This is a genomic window from Kordia jejudonensis (genome assembly GCF_001005315.1).
GTDB classification, from domain to species: domain Bacteria; phylum Bacteroidota; class Bacteroidia; order Flavobacteriales; family Flavobacteriaceae; genus Kordia; species Kordia jejudonensis.
The window spans coordinates 123,969-147,911 of sequence record NZ_LBMG01000007.1 but is presented as its reverse complement, the minus strand read 5'-3'; the positions used below and the strand labels follow the sequence as shown (position 1 = coordinate 147,911).

The following is a 23,943-nucleotide window of genomic DNA, read 5'->3' as shown; positions in this document are numbered from 1 at the left end:
TCATTAATTAGAATAATTTCCTTCCTCTTATTGTCACTTCAAAATGCGCATACTAACTCCTCAACAGTATGCCTTCGTTACTATTTTATATTTATATCACATGGAATTGATAAGTCAAAATTATTTTGAAGAAATTCTTTATAATTCAAGAGCACATCCTGTTTTTAATAAAGATTGGAATGTATACACGAGTGTGAAATATGCAGATACTTTTTTGCCATTTGTTCATGGAATTACTGGTACTAATACAATGGTTTTTGATGGTGCAAAATTATTTGAAACTATTCCGAAAGCTAACAAAAATATTCTGAAGCTTTCTGAAAGTCAATTAATTAGTTCATTGATATATACTTATCCAATTGATGCATTAGCTACAAGAAAAAAAGATAGTGTTCAGCTCTCAAAAAACGAAGTGTGTTCTTTTGTAGAACTAAATCGCAATGGATCTGTAGATATTTCGTTAAAGTTAGGGAGTAATTTTAAAAAGTTTTTAAATACATATTTACAACATACTAAAACTTCCAATTTCAATATTCATACTATTGGAAATACTTCAATTACTAAGTCTGTTTCGGAATTTAAAAAATATTTTCAAAACGGAAGTGTTCATAAAAATCACATGTTGTATGTATTTGATTTATTAGGTTTGTCACAAAATAATGTATTAGATTTTATTGCTTACACACAAGCGTTTAATACAAAGTTTATTTCTTATTTGGAAAAACTTGTCATTGCTGAAAAATACAAAATAACTGTTTTTATTGAAAAAAGCAGAAAAGATATTTTGTACAAAACAGGTGTTTTGACATCAAAAGATACACAGCCTATATTTCCTGAAAAAAACGAAATTTACATTTGGCTCGTTAGTAAAGATTATATTAAATACGAACCAACTGCGGAAATTCAAATTGGTGTTTCTGTCGCTAAGGATTTTATTGAAAAAGGCGTTACAAAAGAAAATATTCAAACTCTGATCATAACTCAAATAGAAGATGAAATAGATCAAAGAGTAATAGGAAATGATTATTTAGAAGAAAAATTAGATAAAGCAATGGCTTCTGCCATGATAGCATATGCTTTACAAGAAGAGTTTACCAAAAACCCTGTGTCAAAAGAAGTTTTTGAAAGTAGTCCGACAGCATTTTTTGCTGTAAAAGCAGCAGAATTTACGGCAGATTCTATAAAAAAGTATCGAATTTCAGAAGCACGATGGAATCCGCATGCACAAGGGTTTAATCCATTATTTAAAGGAAATACCATTCACAACGCTTTTTTCTGTGGAATTATTAATGGACTCATTGATTTGGCTGCTGGTTTGCCAGAAATGATAGGATTTCTAAGTAAAATTTTACATAGTAAATCGTTTGCTTCAGAGTTTTTTGATAGTATTAAAAAGCTGATTGATGAAGAAAAGATTATTGAAACCATACTTGAAGCACTTGGTAAAGATTATAAAAACGCTAAATCGCCCGAAGCATTATTTTACTTTATGGCAATTGATGTAATTAATCTGATTTCTATCTTGATTGGATTATACGGAACTGCGGTTAGCATTCAAAATTTTGTTAGATTTACGAGACGTAGTTTTAGGTATTTTAGACGCTATAGTCCAAAAAAAATGAGATCATTAGATGAACTACCTTCATCTGAAAAACAAAAAATTTTAGATGATATAGAAGAGGATATTGTAATTGATGATATTCTTGATAAAACAGATGAAAGCGATAATTTATTAGATGATTTTGATAATGATGAATTACTTGATGACATACCGGAAGATATCGAAAATGATGATTTTATAGATGACATTGATGATCTCGATGAAGTAAAAGATCCAATCAATAAATCTAGCCAGATTGTTGGAAAATATAGTCGAAGAACTTTCGACCCAGATAATGCTGGTGGACCAATATTGGATTTAAATTGGAAAAATACAGTAATAACAAAAGAAGGAATAGTTATTGTGAAAAAACATTTGAGTAGATTTGATAAAACAGCAGCTAATACCAAAATGATTAATCGGTTAGAAAGTGTAGAACGCGGAGACATCGAAATTACCGATTGGGACAAACGTTTCTATACACACGAAATTAGAGAATACGATCGGTATAAAAATTTAGGATATGAAAAAACTAAAAATGTGGACATCCCTGAGGAAGTTTGGAATAATACACATACAGCCACATTAGAAGATTTTAAACTTTCTGAATTCAATCAAAACGGAATAGATAATTTATATCATCCTGATATTAACGATATAGATTTTCATATTCCTTAAAAACAAAAATCATGAAAATAAAAATAGTAATACTTAGTATATTAAATTATAATAATACATTAGGAAGTCAAGGACTTACTATTAACAATATTGACCATTTGCTTGGAAGAAAAGGAGAACGAGAATTTATAGGTAAAAAATTAGCTAATAAATTAGAAGAATTATTTGATGACGGCTATATTTTTAAGAATTTAAAACAATACTCAATTACCCAAAAAGGAATTGATTTTTTAGAAGAAAATAAAAATTAAATAATTCATGGCAACAAGTTTAATAAATTATGTAGAGATAAAGATGAATTAAGGCTTTTGGATAAACGATTGGCTCATCAAGTTAGTTGCTGAATACATTCAACAAGTCATTAAATAATCGTAATACTAACTCTAACAATAATTGGGAAATATAGTGATCGAATTTTTGATCAAGATAATGCGGGTGAACCTATTTTAAATTTAGAATGGAGAAATACTATAATATCAAAAGAAGAAATAGATTTTTTCACTTTAGAAGAAATAAAAATTTTAAACCAGTAGATATGAAAAAGATTGAAGGAGTTGATAGAATATTAAAATTTTTGAAAATTAGTTTTGACGCTAAATCTAAAATGGATTATAAAAGATTAGAAATTTTATATAATTCAAAATTACTCTTAGGTGATAATGAAAAAATAAATTATGTCTTAGGTAAAGATTTTTTGAATCTATTAAATAAATCTAAAGAAAATGAGCTTATTGAATTTAATAGTGAATTTGGATACTCAATCACCCAAAAAGGAATTGATTTTTTAGAAGAAAATAAAACTTAAATAATTCATGGCAACAAGTTTTATACATTACATGGAAGACGACATGGACAAAGGTTTTTGGATCAACGATTGGTTCATGGAATTAGTCGCAGAATATATCCGACAAGTTGTGGAAAAACATAGAGAACACTACCCTGAATGGTTATTAGAATTATCCGATGATCAACTAGACTTGATTAGAGTTGGACTGATGCCTGGGGCAATTGATTTGGCAATTTATGAATACTTAGAAACCACACAACATGAAGATCTTTTTATAGAAGTTCTCAAAAAAACAAAAGAACTATTACGTTCCAAAGGTTCTGAAATATCAGATGAAGAACTCACTTCATATGAAATGCAAAAACTTGAAGAACTACGACGAATTCCATTACGAAGTAAAACACTTGGAAGAACCCAAAGTACAGGCGCGCTGATTCAAATTATTGACGAAATCATCAAAATGATTGTCGAAAAAGATAATTACAATAGCGAAAAGCATCAACCTGAGTTTAATTTTGATCTGGAAAAGCTGTAGTTTAAAACATTATTTAACATTCCTTTTCGTCTTTTATAGATTTATTTTCCGTAATTTTCTGTGCTAATTTTAAAATTTATACCATGAAAAAAAGAAGTCTTACCTCATTAAAACTCAACAAAAAAACCATTACGTATTTACAAGCAGAAAAAAGTGCCGGTGGTATTCGCAGACAAGCACGTGATGTTTCAGGTACGTACTGTGATTCAGTAAAAGTATGTTGTGCATAATAGCTTTTAGAGCTTATCACACATAGAAAACCTTGTTCTTATTTTATCAAACTACAAAGAAAGTATCATACTTTTATGAGGTAGTATTTGAAAAAATAGTGACAAGGTTTTTTGCTTTTTGAAGGTTATTTTAGGTTGCTATGATACGTTTTCTATAAAGCGTTATCAAAATTGAGTTTCACTAATTTAATCCGTATCTTTGCACAATTATTAATAAATTAATTTAAAAGATTATGTATCCACCAGAATTGGTTAAACCAATGCGCGAAGATTTAACAGCAGTTGGTTTTGAAGAATTACATACGGTTGAAGCGGTTGATACTGCAATAGCAAAAGAAGGGACAACGTTAGTGGTTGTAAATTCTGTTTGTGGTTGTGCAGCTGCCAATGCAAGACCTGGCGCAAGAATGTCTTTAGATAATGATAAAAAACCAGACAACTTAGTAACTGTTTTTGCAGGAGTTGATAGAGAAGCAACAGATAAGGCGAGAAGTTATATGATTCCTTTTCCTCCTTCTTCTCCAAGTATGGCATTGTTTAAAGATGGACAATTAGTACACATGTTAGAGCGTCATCACATTGAAGGAAGACCAGCAGAAATGATTGCTGAGAACTTAAAAGATGCTTACAACGAAAATTGTTAATACATTCGTATCAAAAAAAAATACTATAAAACCACGTTTTTACGTGGTTTTGTTTTATAATTTTACCACATTATAAAATACCAAGTAGTGAAATTCTTATCGTATATACTATCTTCCATTTACATGCTGTTTTTTGGCTTGTTGTTAGTTATTTTTCATGCCATTCAATGGATTTTTTTAAAATTAGGCGGACAAAAGTGGCACAATAGAAGCGTAAATATGCTCCAGTTTTGGCTCATGCGCTGTCACAATCTTTTAGGAACACGCCATATTCTTAGAAATCCACATCAAATATCCACAGATCAACCTTTAATTATCGTATCCAATCATCAAAGTATGAATGATATTTCTCCGTTGATTTGGACTTTTAAAAAACATTATCCAAAGTTTATTAGCAAGAAAGAACTCGGAAAGGGAATTCCAAGTATTTCGTTCAATTTACGTCATGGAGGTGCTGCTTTGATTGATAGACATGATCCGAAACAAGCGATTACAGAAATTATCAAATTTGCCAAACGAATTCATGAAAACAACCAATCTGCCGTTATTTTTCCAGAAGGAACACGCAGTAGAGATGGACATCCAAAACCTTTTAAAACTAAAGGATTAGAAGTATTGTTTAAATATATTCCGAATGCATTAATTGTGCCCGTAACGATTAATAATTCTTGGAAAACAACCAAATACGGGAAGTTTCCATACGGATTGGGTTCAAAAATTACACTTGATGTGCATACACCAATTCAACTGAGTGATTATCCACGAAATAAACGCGCCGAATTGCTCGAACGTATCGAAAAAACAATTACAGATCATATCGTTGTAGACTAAAAATATGCAGGAAAATCAACTTATTGAAAAAACGATTTCTTTTGTACAAGAAACCCTCAAAAATGCTGAAGGCGGACACGATTGGTTTCACATTGAACGTGTATATAAAAATGCTCTATTAATAGCAAAAGACGAAACTGTAGATACATTTATTGTGAGTTTGGGTGCGTTGTTACACGACATTGCTGATGCTAAATTTCACAATGGAGATGAAACTGTTGGCCCAAAAGTAGCGCGTGCGTTTTTAGAAAGTATACAGGTTGAAGAAGCCGTGATTATTCATGTAGAAAATATCATTTCTAATATTTCGTTTAAAGGTGGAAATTTTGATCAAAAGTTTACTTCTCCAGAGTTAAATGTGATTCAAGATGCAGATCGTTTGGATGCCATTGGCGCTATCGGAATTGCACGTTGTTTCAATTATGGAGGTTTTAAAAATCGAAAATTATACGATCCAGCAGTTCCTGTAAATCTTAACATGACTAAAGCCGAATATAAAAAAACTACTGCGCCGACAATCAATCATTTCTATGAAAAATTACTGTTGTTAAAAGATAAAATGAATACGAAAACTGGACGAAAAATTGCAGAACAAAGGCATGCGTTTATGGAACAGTTTTTAGAGCAATTTTATGCAGAATGGCAAGGAGAAAGATAGATTTTTCATATTCGTCATGCTGGACTTGATTCAGCATCGCATCTGAGTGAGCAAGTTTATGAGATTCTGAGTCAAGCTCAGAATGACGTAATCAAGGTATTTTAAACTTACTGAATCATTAACTTCATTTCACTTCTATATTTAGAAGCACTTTTCCCTGTAATTTCCTTAAAAAGCTTGTTGAAATGTGAAAAATTATTAAATCCACTTTCATAGCAAATATCCGTAATACTACTTTGACTTTCCAACAATAGCTTTGTCGCAAACACAACTCTGTATTCGTTAACGAGTTTGGTAAAAGTTTTCCCTGTTACTTTTTTAAAATAGCGACAAAACGCAGGAACAGTCATATTTACTTCTTCGGCAATTTCGTCAAGCGAGATATGTCGTTGAAAGTTATTGTTGATGTATTTAAAAATCGTATCAATTTTTACGCTGTCTTGCGGTTGCGTTTCAAAAGCAAATCCATCTACATTTAGCAATTCATAATCTTCGGCTAAAGAAAGTATATGTAGAATTTCTAATAACTTTATAACCCGCTTAAAACCTTCATATTTGGGTAATTTTTCAATTTTAGGACCAATAATTTTCTTAGTATCGGGTTTAAAACGAATGCCTCTTTTTGCTTTTTCTAATAGCAAAGAAATATGTTGCATTTCAGGTAAATTATAAAATTCTTTCCCTAAAAAATCTGTTTTAAATTGAATCAGCGTTTCCTTTCCTTTAGAAGTCAAACGATCTGCAAAACCATTGTGTGGCAAGTTGGAACCTATCAAAATTAACTGACTATTATTGAAATATGACAAGTGATTTCCGATGTGACACTTTCCTTTTCCCTTGTTTACATACACCAATTCTACTTCTGGATGAAAATGCCAAAATGCCAATCCACGTTTCCGTTTTTTCGTATTCTGTGCTACCAAAATAGAATTACCAAATTCGGGCGTTATTTTTTCGTATGTAGGTTTATTGTTCATTATGTAGCGCAATGCGTTGTACAAATTTACCATTTATACTGCTCAAATTGTATGTTCTTTTACCCAAATTGTATGCTATATTAACTTAAATAAAAATTCACAATTATTTAATGGTTAAAATAACACACAAATTCATCAAAATAGCTGTTTTCTATTACCGAAATCGCGCTTAGTTTTGCTATGTGAACTATTAAAAATAAAAGTCATGAAAAAAAGCATTAAAAACATTGTATCTATACTACTAATGATTGTTAGTATGGCAAGCTACGCAAACAGTGACTATTCTTTACACACAAAAAAAGGAAGTACTGTTTTAACATTACCGAATGTCAAGAAAGGACATCAATTGTTGATTAAAGACACCAACTTTTTAGTTCTTTACCGAGAAGCTATTACGCAAAACGGCGATTATTCTAAAGGTTTCGATTTAACGAATTTACCTGATGGATCGTACTATTTTGAGTTAGAAAAAGATGTAAAAATTGTCACGATTCCGTTTTCCGTGACTGACAATACTGTAAAATTTGACAAAGAAAAAGAAACTATACTCTATAAACCAACGGTTAGACTTTTGGGGAATAAGTTGTGTGTTTCCAGACTTTCGCTTGAAGCGCAACCAATGAAAATTGAACTATTTTATACAGGTTCGCTTGCAAACAACAAAGCATTGTTATTTTCTGAAGAGATTGAAAATACGAAAATAATTTCTAGAATTTACGAACTTTCAAAAGAGAAAAAAGGAAAATATACCGTAATATTTACTACACAAGGTAGAGCGTTTACGGAGAAGATTAATTTTTAAATAACCAGCGATTCAACTAACTAAAAAGCGTAGTATTTTGTATACATTACTACGCTTTTTTTATGCTTAGTATTCAATATTGATCACGCCATTTGTAAATGTGTATATAGGCTGATTCCTCGTATTTTCGATAGTAACTCTGAAGGTTCCTTCCATTTTTGAATCGGTATGTGTTGTGATAGAAGTTTCTCGGTTGCCAAAATTTACATCTGAGCTGTAATACACATCATCTTCAATCAAAAAAAACTCGCCTATTTGATTGGTTTCTTCCTCTAACACATAAAATACTAGTGTTTTGGTATTGTCGTCAAATGAAGCTTCAATTCTTCGCCAATTCTCGTCTGTAGTTTCTAAGGTTTCGGTAAATTCTGTCACAAAGTAATTAATTCCATTAAGAGTAAAATTTATGGCGCTTTCTGTTCTAATAGGTTCATCATCTGACGAACAGGACAGTATAACTAATGCGATGATGCATAAAAGTGCTTTTTTCATTATTATTTCTTTAAATTAAACCTGTTTTTTAGTAATCAATTCTGACGAACGAAGCTGCATAGCAATTGTGAGTGAAAAAACGTGTGTATTTTGTAAGTGTTGATGGAGAATCAATATTTAAACTATGTTAGGCTTTTTTAAACATTTCTACGAATTCCTTCCACTTACATACTGAACTTGTATTAAAGTAGTTTTAGTAGTCAATATTGATAACTCCGTTTGTAAACACATATAGAGGTTCCCAATTGGTATCTACGATAGTGATATCAAAAGCACCTTCCATTTTTGAATCTGTATGTGTTGTGATGGAAGTTTCTCTTTCGCCTCCAGTAAAATTAGGATAGGATAGATAGTATACATCATCAATAATTAAAGCAAATTCATATATTTCATTCGCTTCTCCAACCAAGACAGAAAATTTGATTTTTTTAGTATTATTATCAAATGAAGCCTCTACATCTCTATAAATAGTGTTAGTAGGATTTAGCATTACATTATAATCCGTTATGGAATACTCGACTCCATCAAGATTAAAACTTATGGCGTTTTGCAAAGAAGAACTATCATCATCTGATGAACACGATAACATGACCAACGTCATGATACATAAAAATACTTTTTTCATTGTTATGAATTTAAATTATACATGTTTTTAGTAATCATTTTTGATTATCTAAGATTAAATGTATAGCAATCTTGAATGAAAAGTCTTATGTATTTTATAAGCGTAGCATTTTTTTTGTAAGCGTTATTAAAACAGCGAATATTGTCCGTTTTTATACTTTTCGTGGAGCGTTCTGTTAAGTCTTGGCATTTTTTTATCTTTAAAGTACTTCAGGCGAGCCAATTTGATTAAGTTCCGAATTTGTTCTGCTATTTTTCCTTCGCCTCGCATGCGATGTCCGTAGCGACTATCGTTTAAATTTCCGCCATGGCAACTTTCAATTTGATGTAACACTTTGGCAGCTTTGTCGGGCATGGTTTTATGAATCCAATCGGAGAATATTTCACCAATAGCGCCATTGAGTCTAACAATCGTAAATGCAATGGAAGTTGCGCCCAATTCGGATACTTTTTTTGCCAATGGCAGTATTTCATGACTGTTGATAGATGGAATAATTGGTGCCAACATCACATTTACGGGAATTCCATTTTCAGCTAACGTTTGTACGGTTTCCAATCGTTTTTTAATGGTGGTTGTTCTTGGTTCTAACACACGACGTGTTTCTTCTGATAATGAAGTGATAGAAATATTTACACTAACAAGATTGTCTTTTGCAAGCGCTTTTAAAATATTCAAATCGCGAAGAATTAACGCATTTTTTGTGATGATTGCCACGGGATGTTTGTATTTTAGAAATACTTTTAACAAATTTCGTGTAATTTCAAATTGTTTTTCCGCAGGTTGGTAACAATCTGTATTTCCTGAAAGTACTATAGGACAGGCTTTCCAGCTTTTCTTTTTTATTTTTGCTTCTAATAGTTCCGCAGCATTTTTCTTGACTAATATTTTTCGTTCAAAATCCAATCCTGCACTAAATCCCCAAAATTCATGACTATTGCGTGCGTAGCAATAAATACAACCATGTTCGCAACCTTGATATGGATTTAGAGAAAATTCCATTCCCACATCAGGACTCGTTACTTTGTTGATAATTGTTTTTGGAAACGTTTGTATATACGTAGTTTTATTTTTGTCGGCGAGTTCTCCTTCTTTATGACAATATTCCAAAAAATCGGCACGTGTTTCGTGTACATCTTGTAAAAAACGATTGTGTACATTTTTTTGCGCGCCTCTTCCTTTTATGTTGGTTGAATGATTCAAGTTGATGATTTCTTTTTTCAAAAGTAATTCTCACCAAAGTGAATTGTAGCCAAAAAGCAAAGTTTTGAGTGCAACTACGGGAATTTCATTCCTTACCTTGAATCATCACATTCAAAAAAGAAAATTATTTTAAAACTATTATTAATATCTTTAGCCTTCAAAAAAAATTAATACATGAAAAAAGTTTTTCTATTTATGATTGTAAGCATTTTTATGATGCCTACAAGTTCTAATGCCAATGAAGGTATGTGGTTTTTAATGTTTATAGACAGGTTGAACCACAGAGATATGCAAAAAATGGGGTTACAATTAACCGCAGAAGAAATTTATAGTATCAATAACAACAGTTTAAAAGACGCTATTGTACAATTCAATGGTGGTTGTACTGCTAGTATTATTTCTGACAAAGGTTTAGTACTCACCAATCATCACTGCGGATATGATGCTATTGCAGCATTATCTACAGAAGAAAAGAATCATTTAAAAAATGGTTTTTGGGCAAAAAGTTTTGAAGAAGAGTTGAAACCTGAGAGTTTATATGTTCGTTTTTTCGTTAGAATGGATGATGTAAGTGAACGAATTTTAGCAAAAGTAAATGATAGTATGACTGAAAAGGAAAGACAAGCTGCTATTAACAAAGAAATTGCTGTTATTGAAAAAGAAAATAACGAAGATGGAAAATATACCGTTTCTGTGCGTTCCTTTTTTCAAGGAAATGAATTCTATTATTTTGTTTATGAAGATTATGAAGATGTTCGCTTGGTAGGAACTCCTACTGAAAGTATTGGTAAATTTGGTGGAGACACTGACAACTGGGAATGGCCACGTCATACCGGAGATTTTTCTTTGTTTAGAGTGTATACTGACAAAGATGGAAACGCTGCAAAATACGCTGAGGATAACATTCCTATGAATCCCAAAAGACACTTATCTGTAAACTTAGGAGGTGTAAAAGAAAATGATTTTGCAATGATTTTAGGATATCCAGGACGAACAAATCGTTGGATGCCAGCCGAAGGAATAGCTCAAAATGTAAACTATGCATATCCTGCTTGGGTTGAATCTTCTAAAACAAGTATGGATGCCATGAAAAAACATATGAACCAAAGTGAAGATGTAAATCTGAAATACGCTTCTGGCTATGCTGGAATTGCCAATTATTGGAAAAATAGACAAGGAATGATTGATGCATTGACCAAACATGGAACTGCCGATAAAAAGCGAAAATTAGAAACAAAGTTCAATAAATGGGCAAATAAAAAACGCAATAAAGAAACGTATGGTAATGTGATAGCGGATATCAATAAATATTATGCATTGACTAATGAAAAATCGCGTCATGATAATTATTTAATTGGAATATTACGCGGAAGTAGTTTTGCTGTTGCACCATGGAGATTAGGAAGGAATTTAAGTTATTACACAGAGCAGAATAAAGCAAAACGTGAGGAATTACGACCTAGATTACAACAATTAATTGATGATACATTCAAAAATGCATATATGCCTTTGGAAAAAGATGTTTTGGCGGCACAATTAAAGTTATACGTTGAAAAATCTGGATACGAATTACCTACATTGGTAAAAGAAATCAACGAAGAAATAGATGGCGATTTTGATAGCTACATTGATGCTATGTTTGACTTGAGTATTTTTACATCAAAAGAGCGTTTGGAAGCATATTTAATGTATCCAAATAAAGTACTTCTTGAAAACGATCCGTTATTCTTATTATCTTCTGATTTAATTACAAAATACAGAGAAGAGCCAGAAGCAATTGCAAGTGCAAAGGAAGCTTATGATAAAGCATACAGAAAACTTGTTCAAGGATTGCGTGAGTCTAAATTAAGTACTGTAAAGTACCCAGATGCAAACTCTACTTTACGTTTAACCTATGGAAAAGTAGTTGCATTGCCTAAAGATTCTCGTAATGATGCAAAAATTAACAATTATACGACCATGAAAGGTATGGTTGCGAAGTATAAGCCAAATGATGATGAGTTTGATCTTCCTAAGGAAGTATTAGATTTATATGAAAAGAAAGATTTTGGTCAGTATGCAGATAAAAACGGATACATGCCTGTAAATTTCTTAACAAACAATGATATTACTGGAGGAAATTCAGGATCGCCTGTATTAAACGGAAATGGCGAGTTAATCGGTTTGGCTTTTGATGGAAATATTGAGGCAATGGCTGGAGATGTAATTTTTGATGATAAATTACAACGTACTATTAACGTCGATATTCGTTATGTTATGTGGCTAGTTGATAAACTATCAGGAGCAGATAATATTATTAAAGAATTGACAATTAAGAAGTAATTGACTTCTTAAGATAAAAAAAGAAAATCCTGCTCAAAACGAGCAGGATTTTTTTATTTCATGATTATTGTTTAATAAATTTTCGAATCGCAATACGATTTTGTGCATCCATTACTTTTAAAAAGTAGATGCCACTTTGCAACGAACTCACATCAATTTTGTCGGTATTTGTGAAAGAAATATTTATATTTTTCCCTTGAATAGTATATACTTCTAAATTTTTAATGTTGGTAATTCCTTGAACTTGTAGGAAGTCTGTAGTTGGATTTGGATAGATGGAAACAGTTGTCAGTTCAACTTCTTCGGTTGATAAAGTTCTTGAAAAATTTACTGTGTTACAATCATTCGAAATGGAAACATAACGAGCTTCTGAAGCTTGGCAACCAGAAAAACAATCGCCACCATAAAGCCAAAATTCATAGATACCATTTCCGTTCACTGTAATATCACAAACAGCAACCGAATAATTTTGTGTACCACTAGGAAGTACAGGTAAAACAATACTGTAAGGAACTCCTGTGTAATTAAGACCTAACGGATTCGCATACGTATTATACGGTTCTGCATAAATGATATTGGGAATAATCTCGAAATCATCTATCAAAGCTCTTATGTTTAAAAAATCGAAACCTGTTGTTAGAAAAAATGCCGTGCTTCCTGAACTATTAAAGTCGTAAAAACTACTGATGGTTAGCTGATATTGACTCATTAAGTTGTCTAACTCTGTAATTCCCGATACGCCTGTATCTTTAAAAGTTTGCACCCATGAAACAGTAGTATTTACAGTGAAAACGAGACTTTTATACTCTGTGTAATCAACATAACTGTAAACAGGATTAACTCGAAACTGAAATTCATTAAATAAAGAATCTATTTCAGGTGAATTTTGTGGATTGTTATAAATAGCCGATAACTGCTCTAAGTATGGATTTACTCTTGCTTCAGGAACAAATGGGTTGTCATAATCAATGTCATTTACATCACTTCGTATTTCTCGTAAAGCAAGAATTCTGGCATCAATATCATAATTTTGTTGAATAAAAGGAGCAATAGTACATTGTGCATTTACACAAAATAGAAAGAAGCAAAATAAGCTGGCAAGTAATAGTTTTTTCATAGCGTTCGTTTTTGGTACAGAGAGCATAAACACGTTGATTGTTTTTAAAATTATAAAAATCAAACATTTAGACTCAATTCAAAGGAACATAATAATGTTTTAAAAACAAAAATTTACTATTGACGGTTCATAAAAACACGAGTAAATACCTATGTTATGCTTATTTTTTGATGAATTTTCGAATCGCAACACGATTTTGAGCATCCATTATTTTTAAAAAATAAATACCGCTTTGTAAAGAACTCACATTGATTCTTGAAGTATTGTCTACATAAATTTGCACCTTTTTTCCTTGTATAGTATACGCTTCAACATTTTTAATAGTTGTAATTCCTTGAACTTGTACGAAGTCTGTAGTTGGATTTGGATAGATGGCAACCGTTGTCAATTCAGTATCTTCTGTAGATAAGGTTCTTGAAAAATTAACTGTGCTACAATCGTTAGAAACTGTTACATAACGATATTCTGTAACCGCAACTGTTACGCATGGAGCTAGAAAACTAAAAAACCAGTAATTGTTGTTTGTGTTTTCTCCTATATTACACATTGATACTGAATAAAAGCTTGGAATTAATGAACCATCAGGTATGCTATAATCAACTCCTGTATAATTACATACATTATCATCATAGTAACCATTTCCATTAATAATTTCTATAGCTGCTGAAGCATTTTGTAAATCATCTAAAAGTGCATACATATTTAAAAAATCATATGCCGTTGTCAACTCAAAAAAGGTTTTTCCTGTACTCGAAGAATCATTAAAGTTTGAAACTGAAAACTGATATTGCGAAAGAAAGTTATCAAGATCGGTTATTCCTGATGTTCCAGTGTCTTTTAGTGTTTGTACCCAACTTACGCTCGTATTTACGCGAAAGCGCATTTTTTTATATTGCACATCACTTGGATTTACATGAAATTGGAATTCATTAAATAAAGAGTCTATCTCAATGGAGTTTTGCGGGTTTGCATACATCGCAGAAAGCTTCTCTAAATGATAATCTACTCGAGATTGTGTTAAAAATGGATTGTCATAATCAGCATCATTTGTATTATATCTGATCTGTTTTAACACCATTAATTTAGCATCAAACTCATAATTCTGTTGAATGAATGGATCAATTGCGCATTGAGAAAATGTAAAGTATATACATCCAAATAGTAAGGTAATTGTAGAAATAAGTCTCATATAAAAAAATAAATTCTATGCTAAAAGTACTGCTTTAACGTATAGAATTCAATTTTTAAAAGTCTTTATTCATAAATCACGATTACATATTTATCGTGAAATGAAGTTTATTTCCCAGGAAAATCAGCTTTTCGTTTTTCTAAGAAAGCCGTTGTTCCTTCCTTAAAATCTTCCGTTCCAAAACAGTTTCCAAATTCGGTAATTTCAGTTTCATAACCATTTACGCCAGCTTCATAGTTTGCATTTACCGCTTTGATGGCACCACGAATGGCAACTAACGAGTTTCGCATTATTTTACTAGCCAATTTGTATGCCAATGGTAACAATTCGTCTTGTGTGGTTACATGGTTTACCAATCCACATTGTTGTGCTTCTTCTGCGCCAATCATTCCCGCGGTCATAACCATTTCCATAGCTTTTCCTTTACCAACCAATTGTGGCAAACGTTGTGTTCCGCCATATCCAGGAATCACGCCAAGCGATACTTCTGGCAAGCCCATTTTTGCATTGTCGCTGGCAATTCTAAAGTGTGCAGCCATTGCCAATTCCAATCCGCCACCGAGCGCAAATCCGTTTACGGCAGCAATTACGGGCGTTCCTAAATTTTGAACAAAATCAAATAGTAATTCTTGTCCTTTTGCGGCTAATTTTCCACCTTCATCTACTGAAAAGTGTGCAAATTCGCTAATATCAGCACCAGCAACAAATGCTTTTTCTCCGCTTCCTGTTAAGACAATTACTTTTGCATCCGAATCTGTATCTAATGCTTCAAAAGCATCGTGCAACTCTTGAATGGTATCACGGTTTAACGCGTTTAATTTTTTTGGTCTGTTGATGGTAATGGTTGCAATACCATTTTCTTGCTGTACAAGTATATTTTCGTAGTTCATGCTTATTAGTTTTTCGGAATGGTCACTGTGAATGTGGTTCCTTTGTGTTCTTCTGATGTAAAAGTAATACTTCCGTTATAAGTTTCCACAATATTTTTTACCATTCCTAAACCAAGTCCCATTCCGCTGGTTTTTGTAGTAAATTTTGGTTCAAATATTTTTGGTGTGTTTTCTTTGGAAATTCCGATACCATTGTCTTCTACCGTAATGATTGCGTTTCCGTCACGTTCAAAAACACGTACATCGATCAATGGTGCGCGATCGTTAGCAATAGCTTGAATGGCATTTTTGACCAAATTCGTAATAACGCGGATCAGTTGGGTACGATCAAACTTCACGATAATTTCTTCCCGTTCAAAGTATACTGTAATATAATCTTCATTGAAAATATCCATTGCCAAGCGCGTAATTTCAACCACATTGAGCATTTCGTTTTGCTGCGCAGGCATTTTGGCAAAGTTTGAAAACGCGGACGCAATACTACTCATGGTATCAATTTGCTGAATTAAAGTTTTGGAATATTCATCTACTTTTTGAAGGATCTTTGGATCTTTCGGATCAAATTTTCGTTGAAAACTTTGCACACTTAAGCGCATTGGTGTCAACGGATTTTTAATTTCGTGCGCTACTTGCTTTGCCATTTCGCGCCAAGCTTGTTCACGTTCGCTCATGGCAAGTTTTACGGCACTTTCTTCGAGCTCGTCAATCATTCCGTTATAAGCCGAAATTAGGTTGAATATTTCTTCTCCTGCATCTTCTACGATGATTTTTTCATTGCGTTGATTGAATCGAGTTTGATCTAATTTTTCGCCAATACTTTTCAGCGAACGCGTAATGTATCTTGAAATAAAGTAGGCAAAAACAATAGCTACTAACAACATTACTATGTATGCATATCCTAAGCGAAGCAAAAATTCTTTCAGTTCGTTGTTACTGAATGAATCGTCACGTTCGTATTGTAGATTTAAAATTCCTAAAGGTTTCGATTTTGCATCGGTAATGATGGTGTATGAAGATTGAAATTCTCCTTTTTCAGTTTTTATTTCTTCTACATAATGTTTGTCAACCAATGTATTTATTTTGTTTAAAACATCAACGGGCAAACAGGTTGGAACTTCTACTTCATTACTTGCAATAGAAGTGTCAGAAGTATTAATGAGTGTTCCGCTTAAATCGTATAAGTTAAAATCAACATTATGAATATCCGCAATTTTATAAATGGCATCTTTAAAAATAAGGCGCAAATTTTCTTCACTAATGACATATGTAGTTTCTTTGTTGATAACGTAATTTACATTAGATCGAACCTGATCTTCTTTACGTTCTAGGCGTTTTTCATGATAATCGTTCGATTGTTCGCTGTATTGGTAAATACTAACCAATGCAATTAGAATAGAAGCTACTAAGATGAGTAGTATCATGTAGGCAAATATTCGTGAACGTAATGAAAGTCTTGCTGGTCTCATGAATGTGTATTTTTCTTGATCGATATCACAATAATCAAGCCAAGTTACGCGTCAGGGTTTTTAGCGCGAATCCGTTTGTATAGTTTGAATCCTATCATTAATAGAATTCCCAAAACTACAATTCCGATAACACCAAAAATCCAATTGATGGCACTTTTTAGAATTACTAAGAAAACGACGGCAAACAGGATAAATGTGGCACCTTCATTCCAAATGCGCATAAAGTTAGAACTGTAACGTACATCATCTCGTTGCAATTGCTTGTACATTTGATGTGTTTTTAGATGGTATAGAAATAACAAAACTACAAATGCGAGTTTTACGTGCATCCAACCTTGTTGCAACCAACCTGGCATTAAAATTAGTAACCAAATGGCAAAAATTGTTGCCAAAATTGCAGAAGGCCAACTAATGATAAACCATAAACGTTTTGCCATAAGTTTGAGCTGTTTTCCTAAAATTTCCTTTTCAGGAGATGGTTTATGAAAAGCTTCTATTTGATATACAAAAAGTCGCGGAATGTAAAATAATCCCGCGAACCATGTCACTACAAATATCAGGTGTAATGATTTTATATAATTGTATTCCATTTAGTCTTCTATAAATAAATAGTTTAGTTTTTTCGCGTTAAACGCATCATTAAACGCTTTAATTTCAGTATCGACCAAGTTGTTAAAGGTGTTCAATTCTGCATTGATTTTCTGCGATAATTCGTTTTTCACGGCAATATCTTGTTCCGTTGGTGCAAAATCGCCCATACTTACCAATGAGTTTAAATGTCCTAATTTGTTGGTAAGACGAATTGGGAAATTTAACGGATCTTGTCCGCTACGGTTTTTTGTTTGATACAATGCTTCTTCAATTTCAGTAAATTGTTTTTTGAGTTCTTTGGCTTTTTCCACCAAATCTTTCACATTGTCATCATCTTTATATTGCGTTGCAAAAGACGTCAATTTTGCATTAATCTTTCGTATTTTTTTGATCGATTTGTGTGCGTTGTCCATTGTTGCATTAACATCTTTGATAAAATCAAATTGCTTTTGCATGTCTGCCAACGTACTTTCGGCTCTTTTATCGGCTAAAATGGTAAATGGTTTTGTGATTTCAACAGCGTCTGAACCTTCTTTCTTTACCGTCAGCTTTACTTTGTATTGTCCGGGTACTGCTTTTGGTCCGTTGAGACTTGCCCACCATAAAATCATTCCTTTCAGCTTTTCAGTGCCTTTATAGGTCATATTCCACACAAATTGATTGGCGCCATCTTTCACTTCAAGCTTGTCTTTCTTTTTATTTTTCGTGCTGAATGTTTTAATCACATCGCCATTGGCTTCCATATACGTTAACGTTACTTCGTCTTTTTCGTCATAATCGTGTAGATAGAAATAGGTTAGCACACCATTTGGATGATTTGTTCCTTCCGTTTTGCTTCCTTTACGCGAACCGCCACGCATTCTGTATGAATCTTTTGGTGTGTAGAGAATGTTAGCATTTTTCGTAATGTTGTATTGCTGATGAATAACCGTTAAATCGTCAATAATCCAAACGCTTCTTCCTTGTGTTGCTACAACTAAGTTGTTGTCTTTTATAGTTAAGTCAGTAATAGGAACGATTGGAAGATTCAACTGAAACGACTGCCAATTTTTTCCATCATTGAAAGAAATGTACATGCCCGTTTCGGTTCCTGCGTACAATAATCCTTTTCGTTTTGGATCTTCGCGTACTACACGTGTAAAATGTTCCGCGTTGATTCCGTTGGTAATTTTTGTCCACGATTTTCCATAATCTGTAGTTTTGTAAATGTATGGTTTAAAATCGCCCGTTTTGTATTTTGTTCCTGCTACATAACAGGTTCCTGCGTCAAACGCACTGGGTTCAATGCTGTTAATCATCATCCAATCGGGCATTCCGTTTGGCGTAACATTGTCCCACGATTTTCCACCATCTTGCGTTACGTGAATCAATCCGTCATCGCTTCCAACCCACAATAACCCTTCTTTTAAAGGCGATTCTTGCGCAGCAAAAATAGTACAGTAGTATTCTACGGAAGTATTGTCCTGAGTAATTGGTCCACCTGACGATTTTAATTTTTCTGGATCATTTCGGGTTAAGTCTGGACTGATAATATCCCACGATTGTCCCTCATTTTCAGTAACATGTACATGATTTGAAAAGGTGTATAATCTGTTAGGATTGTGTCTTGAAAATATAATTGGAAAATTCCACTGAAAGCGATATTTCATACCTTCTGCGCCGTGTCCCATAGGATTGTCTGGCCACACATTGATGGCTCTAACGGTTCCTGTTCTGTGATTTTTTCTAGTTAAGAAACCATCATAACTTCCTCCATATACAATGTCATTGTCTTTTGGATCAACTGCAATATGAGCCGATTCGCCGCCAGCTGTGCTTTCCCAATCATCATCCGAAATGGAACGTCCGTCTGTTCGGTGTGGAATTCGTATGGTAGAATTGTCTTGTTGTGCCACATAAATTCTGTATGGAAAACTATTATCAGTAGTCACTCTGTAAAACTGTGATGTAGGTTGATTGTGATATGTGCTCCATGTTTCGCCACCATCGTACGTAATTTGCGCGCCACCATCGTCTCCAATAATCATGCGTTTTGGATTTTCGGGAGCAATCCACAAGTCGTGATGATCGCCATGTGGTGCATTGTACGTACTAAATGTTTTTCCACCGTCCATACTTTTGTGGTAACGAACATTTAAAACGTACACAACATCTTCGTTTTCCGTATCTGCATATAAACGTGTATAATACCAAGCACGTTGACGTAATTTACGTTCACTATTGACTTGTTTCCACGTTTCGCCACCATCTTCACTTCGGTACAAACCACCTTTGTCTTTATTTTCTACAATTGCCCATACACGTTGATTATTTAGCGGAGACACCGTGACACCAATGATTCCTAAAATACCAGTTGGAAATCCTTTGTGTTTTGATATTTCTGTCCACGTTTCGCCACTATCGGTACTTTTCCACAAGGCAGAACCGTCGCCACCTGAACTTAAGCTGTAAGGTGTTCTGCGGACGCGCCATGTTGAAGCGTATAGTATTCTTGGATTTGTAGGATCGATGCGTAAATCGACAACACCAGCATCTGCGTTAGCAAAAAGTGTTTTTCGCCATGTTTTTCCGCCATCTGTACTTTTGTATACACCGCGTTCTTGTGTTGATTTGTAGATATTTCCCATGACGCCAGCATATACAATATCAGGATTTGTAGGATGTACTGCCATTCTTGGAATATGTCGTGAATTTTTTAAGCCGGAAGCTGTCCATGTTTTTCCAGCATCAACACTTTTCCAAACGCCGTATCCTGAAGATACATTTCCACGCACGGTTTTTTCGCCACCGCCAACATAGATAACATTTGGATCGCTATTTGAAACTGTAATGGAGCCGATACTTCCGCCAAAATAGCCATCAGAGATGTTTTCCCAGCTTCGTCCACCATTGGTTGTTTTCCAGATTCCGCCACCTGTAGCGCCAAAATAGAAAAGATTTGGTTTGTTGGGAACGCCAGTTACGGCGGCACTTCGTCCACCACGGAATGGTCCGATAAGTCGGTATTCTACATTTTTGTAATAAGCTTCGTCAAAAGTTTGTGCTTGTGCTTCAAAGGCACTTCCAAGAGTAAGGAATAGCACAGCAATTAAGGATAAAAATCGCATTTTTAGGTTGGTTTGGTTTTGAAATACTAAAAATACGGATTATTCTTTTTATGAGATTGCGTTTGGGATTTTTTTATGATTTTATTGAGTCGTTTTAGGAGCTAAGCTTTTTGGTCACTTTCAGATAATTAGCGTTTGTTTTTTGTAGATTTTGAATTTGTGACGCTACATATGATTCGGCATTGCATCAAATGATGAAGATGTACATTTCTACTTTGTTGTAAAACCTATAGTTTACTTCGAATTCAAGATTGTTTCTTTATATAAATCGTACTCAAAAACAGTCTTACCTCTATTTTCTATATTCTTGTTTCTTTAGAAAGCTTCTTTTTTTGTCAGATGAGTGTTTTTCAATATATAATTGAATCATAAACCCATAAATTATTTAGATCAGAATCATCAAGTTAAAACGTATTCAAAAACAGTCTTGCCTCTATTTTCTATGTTCTTGTTTCTTTGGAAAGCTTCTTTTTTTGTCAGATGAGTGATTTTCAATATACTATTGACTCACAAACCCATAAACTATTTAGATCAGAATCATAAAGTTAAATCGTACTCAAAAACAGTCTTACCTCTATTTTCTATATTCTTGTTTCTTTAGAAAGCTTCTTTTTTTGTCAGATGAGTGTTTTTCAATATATAATTGAATCATAAACCCATAAACTATTTAGATCAGAATCATCAAGTTAAAAACGTACTCAAAAACAGTCTTGCCTCTATTTTCTATGTTCTTGTTTCTTTACTTTTGATTCTTAAACCCTAACTATATCTTATCATGTACTTTCGTATGATTTCCATCATTCCAAAGCGTTAAAATATCTGTTGCAACTTGCGCACCACTTCCTGCGGCAATAGCAAACTGACTTCGCCAACCTGCAATGGTACCACAAACGTACAAGCCTTTTGTGACCAAATGATCTTCGTTTTTCAGATAAATCCGATCTTTTTTGGCAGCAGCTCTTGGATGCGGCGCAATAAATTCTTCTAAACCTTCAATTGTAAACGGCTTTGCATAATTTAGTGCAATGACAACAATTTTACTTTGATACGTATTCTTGTTTGTTGTAATTTGAAAATTGCCAGCTTCCCCCGAAATTTCTATTACTTTTTCTTTCTCAATTTGAAGTACATGCGGATATACATCTTGTAAATGTGCGCGTCCTTCTTGTAAAATTTCTGCACCTGTTTTTCCTTCTGGTAAACCGAGTACATTATTAAACAAAGCATTTTGTAAATGTGAAGACCTTTGATGTAAAATAATCCCCATTTTTTTGTCTACTGCAAAAGGTTTTGTCTTTGCAGAACCTAATACAAGCGCGCATTGCATTCCTGAAACGCCGCCACCAATAATGAGCACATCAAACATTACTTATTCTTCTTAACTTTATCTTCAATTTTCTTTGAAGTCATAAAAATTAATAAAATTAGAATTGCGCAAAGTGATGCTACAATACTAATTAAAGCAACCAAACTGTCGCCTTGTAGCAAATTTGAAAAATCAAGTTTTGTTGCATTGTAAATACAAAGTAACGTGGCAATTGCAATAAATATGTATGTAAATAGTTTCATTTTGTGTGAATTTAGGATCAAAAGAGTACTGCGCACATCAATTTGTACAACGATGTGCGCAATACGTATTCTGTTTGCAAAATTACGCAAATATTTTTTGAATACCTGTTGTAAAAATCTTAACAGCAATCGCTAATAAAATGACACCAAATACTTTTCGTAAAATTCGAATTCCATTTTGTCCTAACAAGCGTTCAATTTTAGCGGAAGCTTTCAGTACAATATACATGATAATCATGTTGATTAGAATGGCAATGACAATATTTATTACTGTAAATTCGGCACGCAGTGATAAAATTGATGTTAAACTTCCTGGACCTGCTACCAATGGAAATGCAATAGGAAACACAGAAGCATCACTCAATGCGCCTTCATCATCTTCTTTGAATAATGTGATTCCTAAAATCATTTCTAGGGCAAGAAAAAATAGGACAAATGAACCTGCAATAGCAAACTGACTTACGGTAATTCCAATTAAGCTTAATACACTTTGTCCCACGAATAAAAACACGGTCAAAATAATCCCTGCAATAATCGTAGCTTTCCCTGATTGAATGTGTCCCGTTTTACGGCGTAAATCAATGATAATTGGAATGTTACCAATAATATCAATAACAGCAAAAAGTACCATACTTGCTGTTAAAATGTGTTTAAAATTTAACTCCATTTCGATACGTTTTTAAATTCGCGGCAAAAGTACATTATTCCACTAATTACCAAAGGAAATGCATATATTTTTTAGATTAAATTAAAGTAAATTTTGTACGCTCAAAAAAATCGTGAATTTAGCAGAATAAAAAAGTCTAGAAAAAGTATATTTGCAGCATGTTTCAATTAGGAAAAACCATCGTTTCGGAAGATATTATTGAGAAGGATTTTGTGTGCAACTTAAAAGCATGCAAAGGAATTTGTTGTGTTGAAGGTGATGCAGGCGCACCATTAGATCATGATGAAATAAAAAAACTAGATCGTATTTATGATACGGTAAAACCTTTCCTTAGAAAAGAAGGAATAGAAGCTATTGAAGCACAAGGAACCTATATTGTAAGAGACAATGGCGACTTGGAAACTCCGTTAGTAAATGGTGCCGAATGTGCGTATGTTATTTTTGATGACAAGCAAACGGCTTTGTGCGGCATAGAAGAAGCTTATAATAAAGGACTCATTGATTGGAAAAAACCAATTTCTTGTCACTTATATCCAGTTCGAATTGAAGAATACAGTGATTTTGCAGCCGTCAACTATCACAAATGGCAAATATGTGATGATGCTTGTACTTTGGGGAAAGAATTGCAAGTGCCAGTTTACAAATTTGTAAAAGATGCCCTAGTTCGAAAATTTGGCGAAGATTGGTATGCCGAATTGGAAAAGACTGCACAAAAATTAGGTCGCTAAATAGTTAAAATTTCATTTTCTCATTTTTTTTTAAAAACGCTGGTTTTATCACTGCTACCAAAGAATTGATTCTTGTAAATACCTGATAATCAGTAAAAAATGCCATTTTGAAAAAACGTCAAAAAGTAAGAAAAAACTGTACTGTTGTTAAAAACTCACGAACATTGTGAATAAGTTAGGCTTTCATTTTCGCATACATTTTTCAATCTTTGTTATTCCCAAATCAAACAATAGTCTT

24 protein-coding genes are annotated in these 23,943 nt (G+C 33.2%); 11 read left to right on the top strand and 13 right to left on the bottom strand.

Annotation, left to right across the window (positions count from 1 at the left end; genetic code table 11):
• The first annotated feature begins 100 nt into the window (after positions 1-100).
• The 8 genes from AA089_RS25475 (at position 101) to AA089_RS05675 (ending at position 5,963) form a co-directional block, all read left to right on the top strand.
• On the top strand, positions 101-2,278 hold the full coding sequence (locus AA089_RS25475; RefSeq protein ID WP_193786561.1) for a hypothetical protein: 2,178 nt from the start codon (positions 101-103) through the stop codon (positions 2,276-2,278).
• An 11-nt stretch (positions 2,279-2,289) separates the two neighbouring features.
• Positions 2,290-2,529: a hypothetical protein gene (locus AA089_RS05700; protein WP_046755960.1), complete on the top strand. Its 240-nt coding sequence runs from the start codon at positions 2,290-2,292 to the stop codon at positions 2,527-2,529.
• Positions 2,530-2,813: 284 nt separating this feature from the next.
• Positions 2,814-3,083 carry a hypothetical protein gene (locus AA089_RS05695; protein ID WP_046755959.1) on the top strand — a complete coding sequence of 90 codons (270 nt, stop codon included), beginning with the start codon at positions 2,814-2,816 and terminating at the stop codon, positions 3,081-3,083.
• Positions 3,084-3,090: 7 nt separating this feature from the next.
• Entirely contained in the window at positions 3,091-3,600 is a 510-nt protein-coding gene (locus AA089_RS05690; RefSeq protein ID WP_046755958.1) for a hypothetical protein, read from the top strand.
• 83 nt (positions 3,601-3,683) lie between these two features.
• Positions 3,684-3,830 carry a hypothetical protein gene (locus AA089_RS24595; RefSeq protein ID WP_156168915.1) on the top strand — a complete coding sequence of 49 codons (147 nt, stop codon included), beginning with the start codon at positions 3,684-3,686 and terminating at the stop codon, positions 3,828-3,830.
• Positions 3,831-4,063: 233 nt separating this feature from the next.
• Positions 4,064-4,474, top strand: a complete 411-nt coding sequence (locus AA089_RS05685; RefSeq protein ID WP_046755957.1) for a BrxA/BrxB family bacilliredoxin — start codon at positions 4,064-4,066, stop codon at positions 4,472-4,474.
• 87 nt (positions 4,475-4,561) lie between these two features.
• Complete coding sequence (locus AA089_RS05680; RefSeq protein WP_082113208.1) at positions 4,562-5,305, top strand: lysophospholipid acyltransferase family protein; 744 nt, start codon at positions 4,562-4,564, stop codon at positions 5,303-5,305.
• A gap of 4 nt (positions 5,306-5,309) precedes the next feature.
• Positions 5,310-5,963 carry an HD domain-containing protein gene (locus AA089_RS05675; RefSeq protein ID WP_046755955.1) on the top strand — a complete coding sequence of 218 codons (654 nt, stop codon included), beginning with the start codon at positions 5,310-5,312 and terminating at the stop codon, positions 5,961-5,963.
• 107 nt (positions 5,964-6,070) lie between these two features.
• On the opposite strand, the gene AA089_RS05670 is transcribed toward AA089_RS05675, so the two are convergent.
• Positions 6,071-6,940 (bottom strand): AraC family transcriptional regulator, encoded by an 870-nt coding sequence (locus AA089_RS05670; RefSeq protein WP_082113210.1) that lies wholly within the window; start codon positions 6,938-6,940, stop codon positions 6,071-6,073.
• A gap of 205 nt (positions 6,941-7,145) precedes the next feature.
• On the opposite strand from AA089_RS05670, the gene AA089_RS05665 reads away from it, so the two are divergent.
• Complete coding sequence (locus AA089_RS05665) at positions 7,146-7,742, top strand: hypothetical protein (RefSeq protein WP_046755954.1); 597 nt, start codon at positions 7,146-7,148, stop codon at positions 7,740-7,742.
• Between the two features lie 66 nt (positions 7,743-7,808).
• Here AA089_RS05665 and AA089_RS05660 read toward each other — a convergent pair whose 3' ends face one another.
• The 3 genes from AA089_RS05660 to AA089_RS05650 all read right to left on the bottom strand — a co-directional run bounded on the left by AA089_RS05660 (position 7,809) and on the right by AA089_RS05650 (position 10,059).
• On the bottom strand, positions 7,809-8,234 hold the full coding sequence (locus tag AA089_RS05660) for a hypothetical protein (protein WP_046755953.1): 426 nt from the start codon (positions 8,232-8,234) through the stop codon (positions 7,809-7,811).
• A 193-nt stretch (positions 8,235-8,427) separates the two neighbouring features.
• Complete coding sequence (locus AA089_RS05655) at positions 8,428-8,859, bottom strand: hypothetical protein (protein ID WP_156168914.1); 432 nt, start codon at positions 8,857-8,859, stop codon at positions 8,428-8,430.
• A 126-nt stretch (positions 8,860-8,985) separates the two neighbouring features.
• On the bottom strand, positions 8,986-10,059 hold the full coding sequence (locus tag AA089_RS05650) for a PA0069 family radical SAM protein (RefSeq protein ID WP_046755951.1): 1,074 nt from the start codon (positions 10,057-10,059) through the stop codon (positions 8,986-8,988).
• A gap of 174 nt (positions 10,060-10,233) precedes the next feature.
• On the opposite strand from AA089_RS05650, the gene AA089_RS05645 reads away from it, so the two are divergent.
• Positions 10,234-12,381 carry a S46 family peptidase gene (locus AA089_RS05645; RefSeq protein WP_046755950.1) on the top strand — a complete coding sequence of 716 codons (2,148 nt, stop codon included), beginning with the start codon at positions 10,234-10,236 and terminating at the stop codon, positions 12,379-12,381.
• A 64-nt stretch (positions 12,382-12,445) separates the two neighbouring features.
• On the opposite strand, the gene AA089_RS05640 is transcribed toward AA089_RS05645, so the two are convergent.
• The 9 genes from AA089_RS05640 to AA089_RS05600 form a co-directional block, all read right to left on the bottom strand.
• Positions 12,446-13,498, bottom strand: coding sequence for a T9SS type A sorting domain-containing protein (locus AA089_RS05640; RefSeq protein WP_162200413.1), 1,053 nt, complete (start codon positions 13,496-13,498; stop codon positions 12,446-12,448).
• A 160-nt stretch (positions 13,499-13,658) separates the two neighbouring features.
• Positions 13,659-14,687 carry a T9SS type A sorting domain-containing protein gene (locus AA089_RS05635; protein ID WP_046755948.1) on the bottom strand — a complete coding sequence of 343 codons (1,029 nt, stop codon included), beginning with the start codon at positions 14,685-14,687 and terminating at the stop codon, positions 13,659-13,661.
• A 107-nt stretch (positions 14,688-14,794) separates the two neighbouring features.
• Complete coding sequence (locus AA089_RS05630; RefSeq protein ID WP_046755947.1) at positions 14,795-15,577, bottom strand: enoyl-CoA hydratase/isomerase family protein; 783 nt, start codon at positions 15,575-15,577, stop codon at positions 14,795-14,797.
• 5 nt (positions 15,578-15,582) lie between these two features.
• Entirely contained in the window at positions 15,583-17,043 is a 1,461-nt protein-coding gene (locus AA089_RS05625) for a sensor histidine kinase (RefSeq protein WP_082113207.1), read from the bottom strand.
• A gap of 44 nt (positions 17,044-17,087) precedes the next feature.
• Positions 17,088-17,633 (bottom strand): CopD family protein, encoded by a 546-nt coding sequence (locus tag AA089_RS05620; RefSeq protein ID WP_046755946.1) that lies wholly within the window; start codon positions 17,631-17,633, stop codon positions 17,088-17,090.
• Positions 17,634-20,741 carry a WD40/YVTN/BNR-like repeat-containing protein gene (locus AA089_RS05615; protein WP_046755945.1) on the bottom strand — a complete coding sequence of 1,036 codons (3,108 nt, stop codon included), beginning with the start codon at positions 20,739-20,741 and terminating at the stop codon, positions 17,634-17,636.
• Between the two features lie 763 nt (positions 20,742-21,504).
• Entirely contained in the window at positions 21,505-22,107 is a 603-nt protein-coding gene (locus tag AA089_RS05610; RefSeq protein WP_046755944.1) for an FAD-dependent oxidoreductase, read from the bottom strand.
• A complete protein-coding gene (locus AA089_RS05605; RefSeq protein ID WP_046755981.1) occupies positions 22,107-22,310 on the bottom strand; it encodes a hypothetical protein in 204 nt (67 codons plus the stop codon). The genes AA089_RS05610 and AA089_RS05605 overlap by 1 nt, the downstream gene beginning before the upstream one ends.
• Positions 22,311-22,392: 82 nt before the next feature.
• Positions 22,393-22,977 carry a MarC family protein gene (locus AA089_RS05600; protein WP_046755943.1) on the bottom strand — a complete coding sequence of 195 codons (585 nt, stop codon included), beginning with the start codon at positions 22,975-22,977 and terminating at the stop codon, positions 22,393-22,395.
• 158 nt (positions 22,978-23,135) lie between these two features.
• Here AA089_RS05600 and AA089_RS05595 point away from each other — a divergent pair, with 158 nt between their 5' ends.
• On the top strand, positions 23,136-23,705 hold the full coding sequence (locus AA089_RS05595; protein ID WP_046755942.1) for a DUF3109 family protein: 570 nt from the start codon (positions 23,136-23,138) through the stop codon (positions 23,703-23,705).
• Positions 23,706-23,943: the final 238 nt, after the last annotated feature.

What these genes read in the sequence shown, in the direction of transcription:
- AA089_RS25475 (WP_193786561.1), top strand. Translation starts at nt 101, where the DNA reads ATGGAATTGATAAGTCAAAATTATTTTGAAGAAATTCTTTATAATTCA.
- AA089_RS05700 (WP_046755960.1), top strand. Translation starts at nt 2,290, where the DNA reads ATGAAAATAAAAATAGTAATACTTAGTATATTAAATTATAATAATACA.
- AA089_RS05695 (WP_046755959.1), top strand. Translation starts at nt 2,814, where the DNA reads ATGAAAAAGATTGAAGGAGTTGATAGAATATTAAAATTTTTGAAAATT.
- AA089_RS05690 (WP_046755958.1), top strand. Translation starts at nt 3,091, where the DNA reads ATGGCAACAAGTTTTATACATTACATGGAAGACGACATGGACAAAGGT.
- AA089_RS24595 (WP_156168915.1), top strand. Translation starts at nt 3,684, where the DNA reads ATGAAAAAAAGAAGTCTTACCTCATTAAAACTCAACAAAAAAACCATT.
- AA089_RS05685 (WP_046755957.1), top strand. Translation starts at nt 4,064, where the DNA reads ATGTATCCACCAGAATTGGTTAAACCAATGCGCGAAGATTTAACAGCA.
- AA089_RS05675 (WP_046755955.1), top strand. Translation starts at nt 5,310, where the DNA reads ATGCAGGAAAATCAACTTATTGAAAAAACGATTTCTTTTGTACAAGAA.
- AA089_RS05670 (WP_082113210.1), bottom strand. Translation starts at nt 6,940, where the DNA reads ATGAACAATAAACCTACATACGAAAAAATAACGCCCGAATTTGGTAAT.
- AA089_RS05665 (WP_046755954.1), top strand. Translation starts at nt 7,146, where the DNA reads ATGAAAAAAAGCATTAAAAACATTGTATCTATACTACTAATGATTGTT.
- AA089_RS05660 (WP_046755953.1), bottom strand. Translation starts at nt 8,234, where the DNA reads ATGAAAAAAGCACTTTTATGCATCATCGCATTAGTTATACTGTCCTGT.
- AA089_RS05655 (WP_156168914.1), bottom strand. Translation starts at nt 8,859, where the DNA reads ATGAAAAAAGTATTTTTATGTATCATGACGTTGGTCATGTTATCGTGT.
- AA089_RS05645 (WP_046755950.1), top strand. Translation starts at nt 10,234, where the DNA reads ATGAAAAAAGTTTTTCTATTTATGATTGTAAGCATTTTTATGATGCCT.
- AA089_RS05640 (WP_162200413.1), bottom strand. Translation starts at nt 13,498, where the DNA reads ATGAAAAAACTATTACTTGCCAGCTTATTTTGCTTCTTTCTATTTTGT.
- AA089_RS05635 (WP_046755948.1), bottom strand. Translation starts at nt 14,687, where the DNA reads ATGAGACTTATTTCTACAATTACCTTACTATTTGGATGTATATACTTT.
- AA089_RS05630 (WP_046755947.1), bottom strand. Translation starts at nt 15,577, where the DNA reads ATGAACTACGAAAATATACTTGTACAGCAAGAAAATGGTATTGCAACC.
- AA089_RS05625 (WP_082113207.1), bottom strand. Translation starts at nt 17,043, where the DNA reads ATGAGACCAGCAAGACTTTCATTACGTTCACGAATATTTGCCTACATG.
- AA089_RS05620 (WP_046755946.1), bottom strand. Translation starts at nt 17,633, where the DNA reads ATGGAATACAATTATATAAAATCATTACACCTGATATTTGTAGTGACA.
- AA089_RS05615 (WP_046755945.1), bottom strand. Translation starts at nt 20,741, where the DNA reads ATGCGATTTTTATCCTTAATTGCTGTGCTATTCCTTACTCTTGGAAGT.
- AA089_RS05610 (WP_046755944.1), bottom strand. Translation starts at nt 22,107, where the DNA reads ATGTTTGATGTGCTCATTATTGGTGGCGGCGTTTCAGGAATGCAATGC.
- AA089_RS05605 (WP_046755981.1), bottom strand. Translation starts at nt 22,310, where the DNA reads ATGAAACTATTTACATACATATTTATTGCAATTGCCACGTTACTTTGT.
- AA089_RS05600 (WP_046755943.1), bottom strand. Translation starts at nt 22,977, where the DNA reads ATGGAGTTAAATTTTAAACACATTTTAACAGCAAGTATGGTACTTTTT.
- AA089_RS05595 (WP_046755942.1), top strand. Translation starts at nt 23,136, where the DNA reads ATGTTTCAATTAGGAAAAACCATCGTTTCGGAAGATATTATTGAGAAG.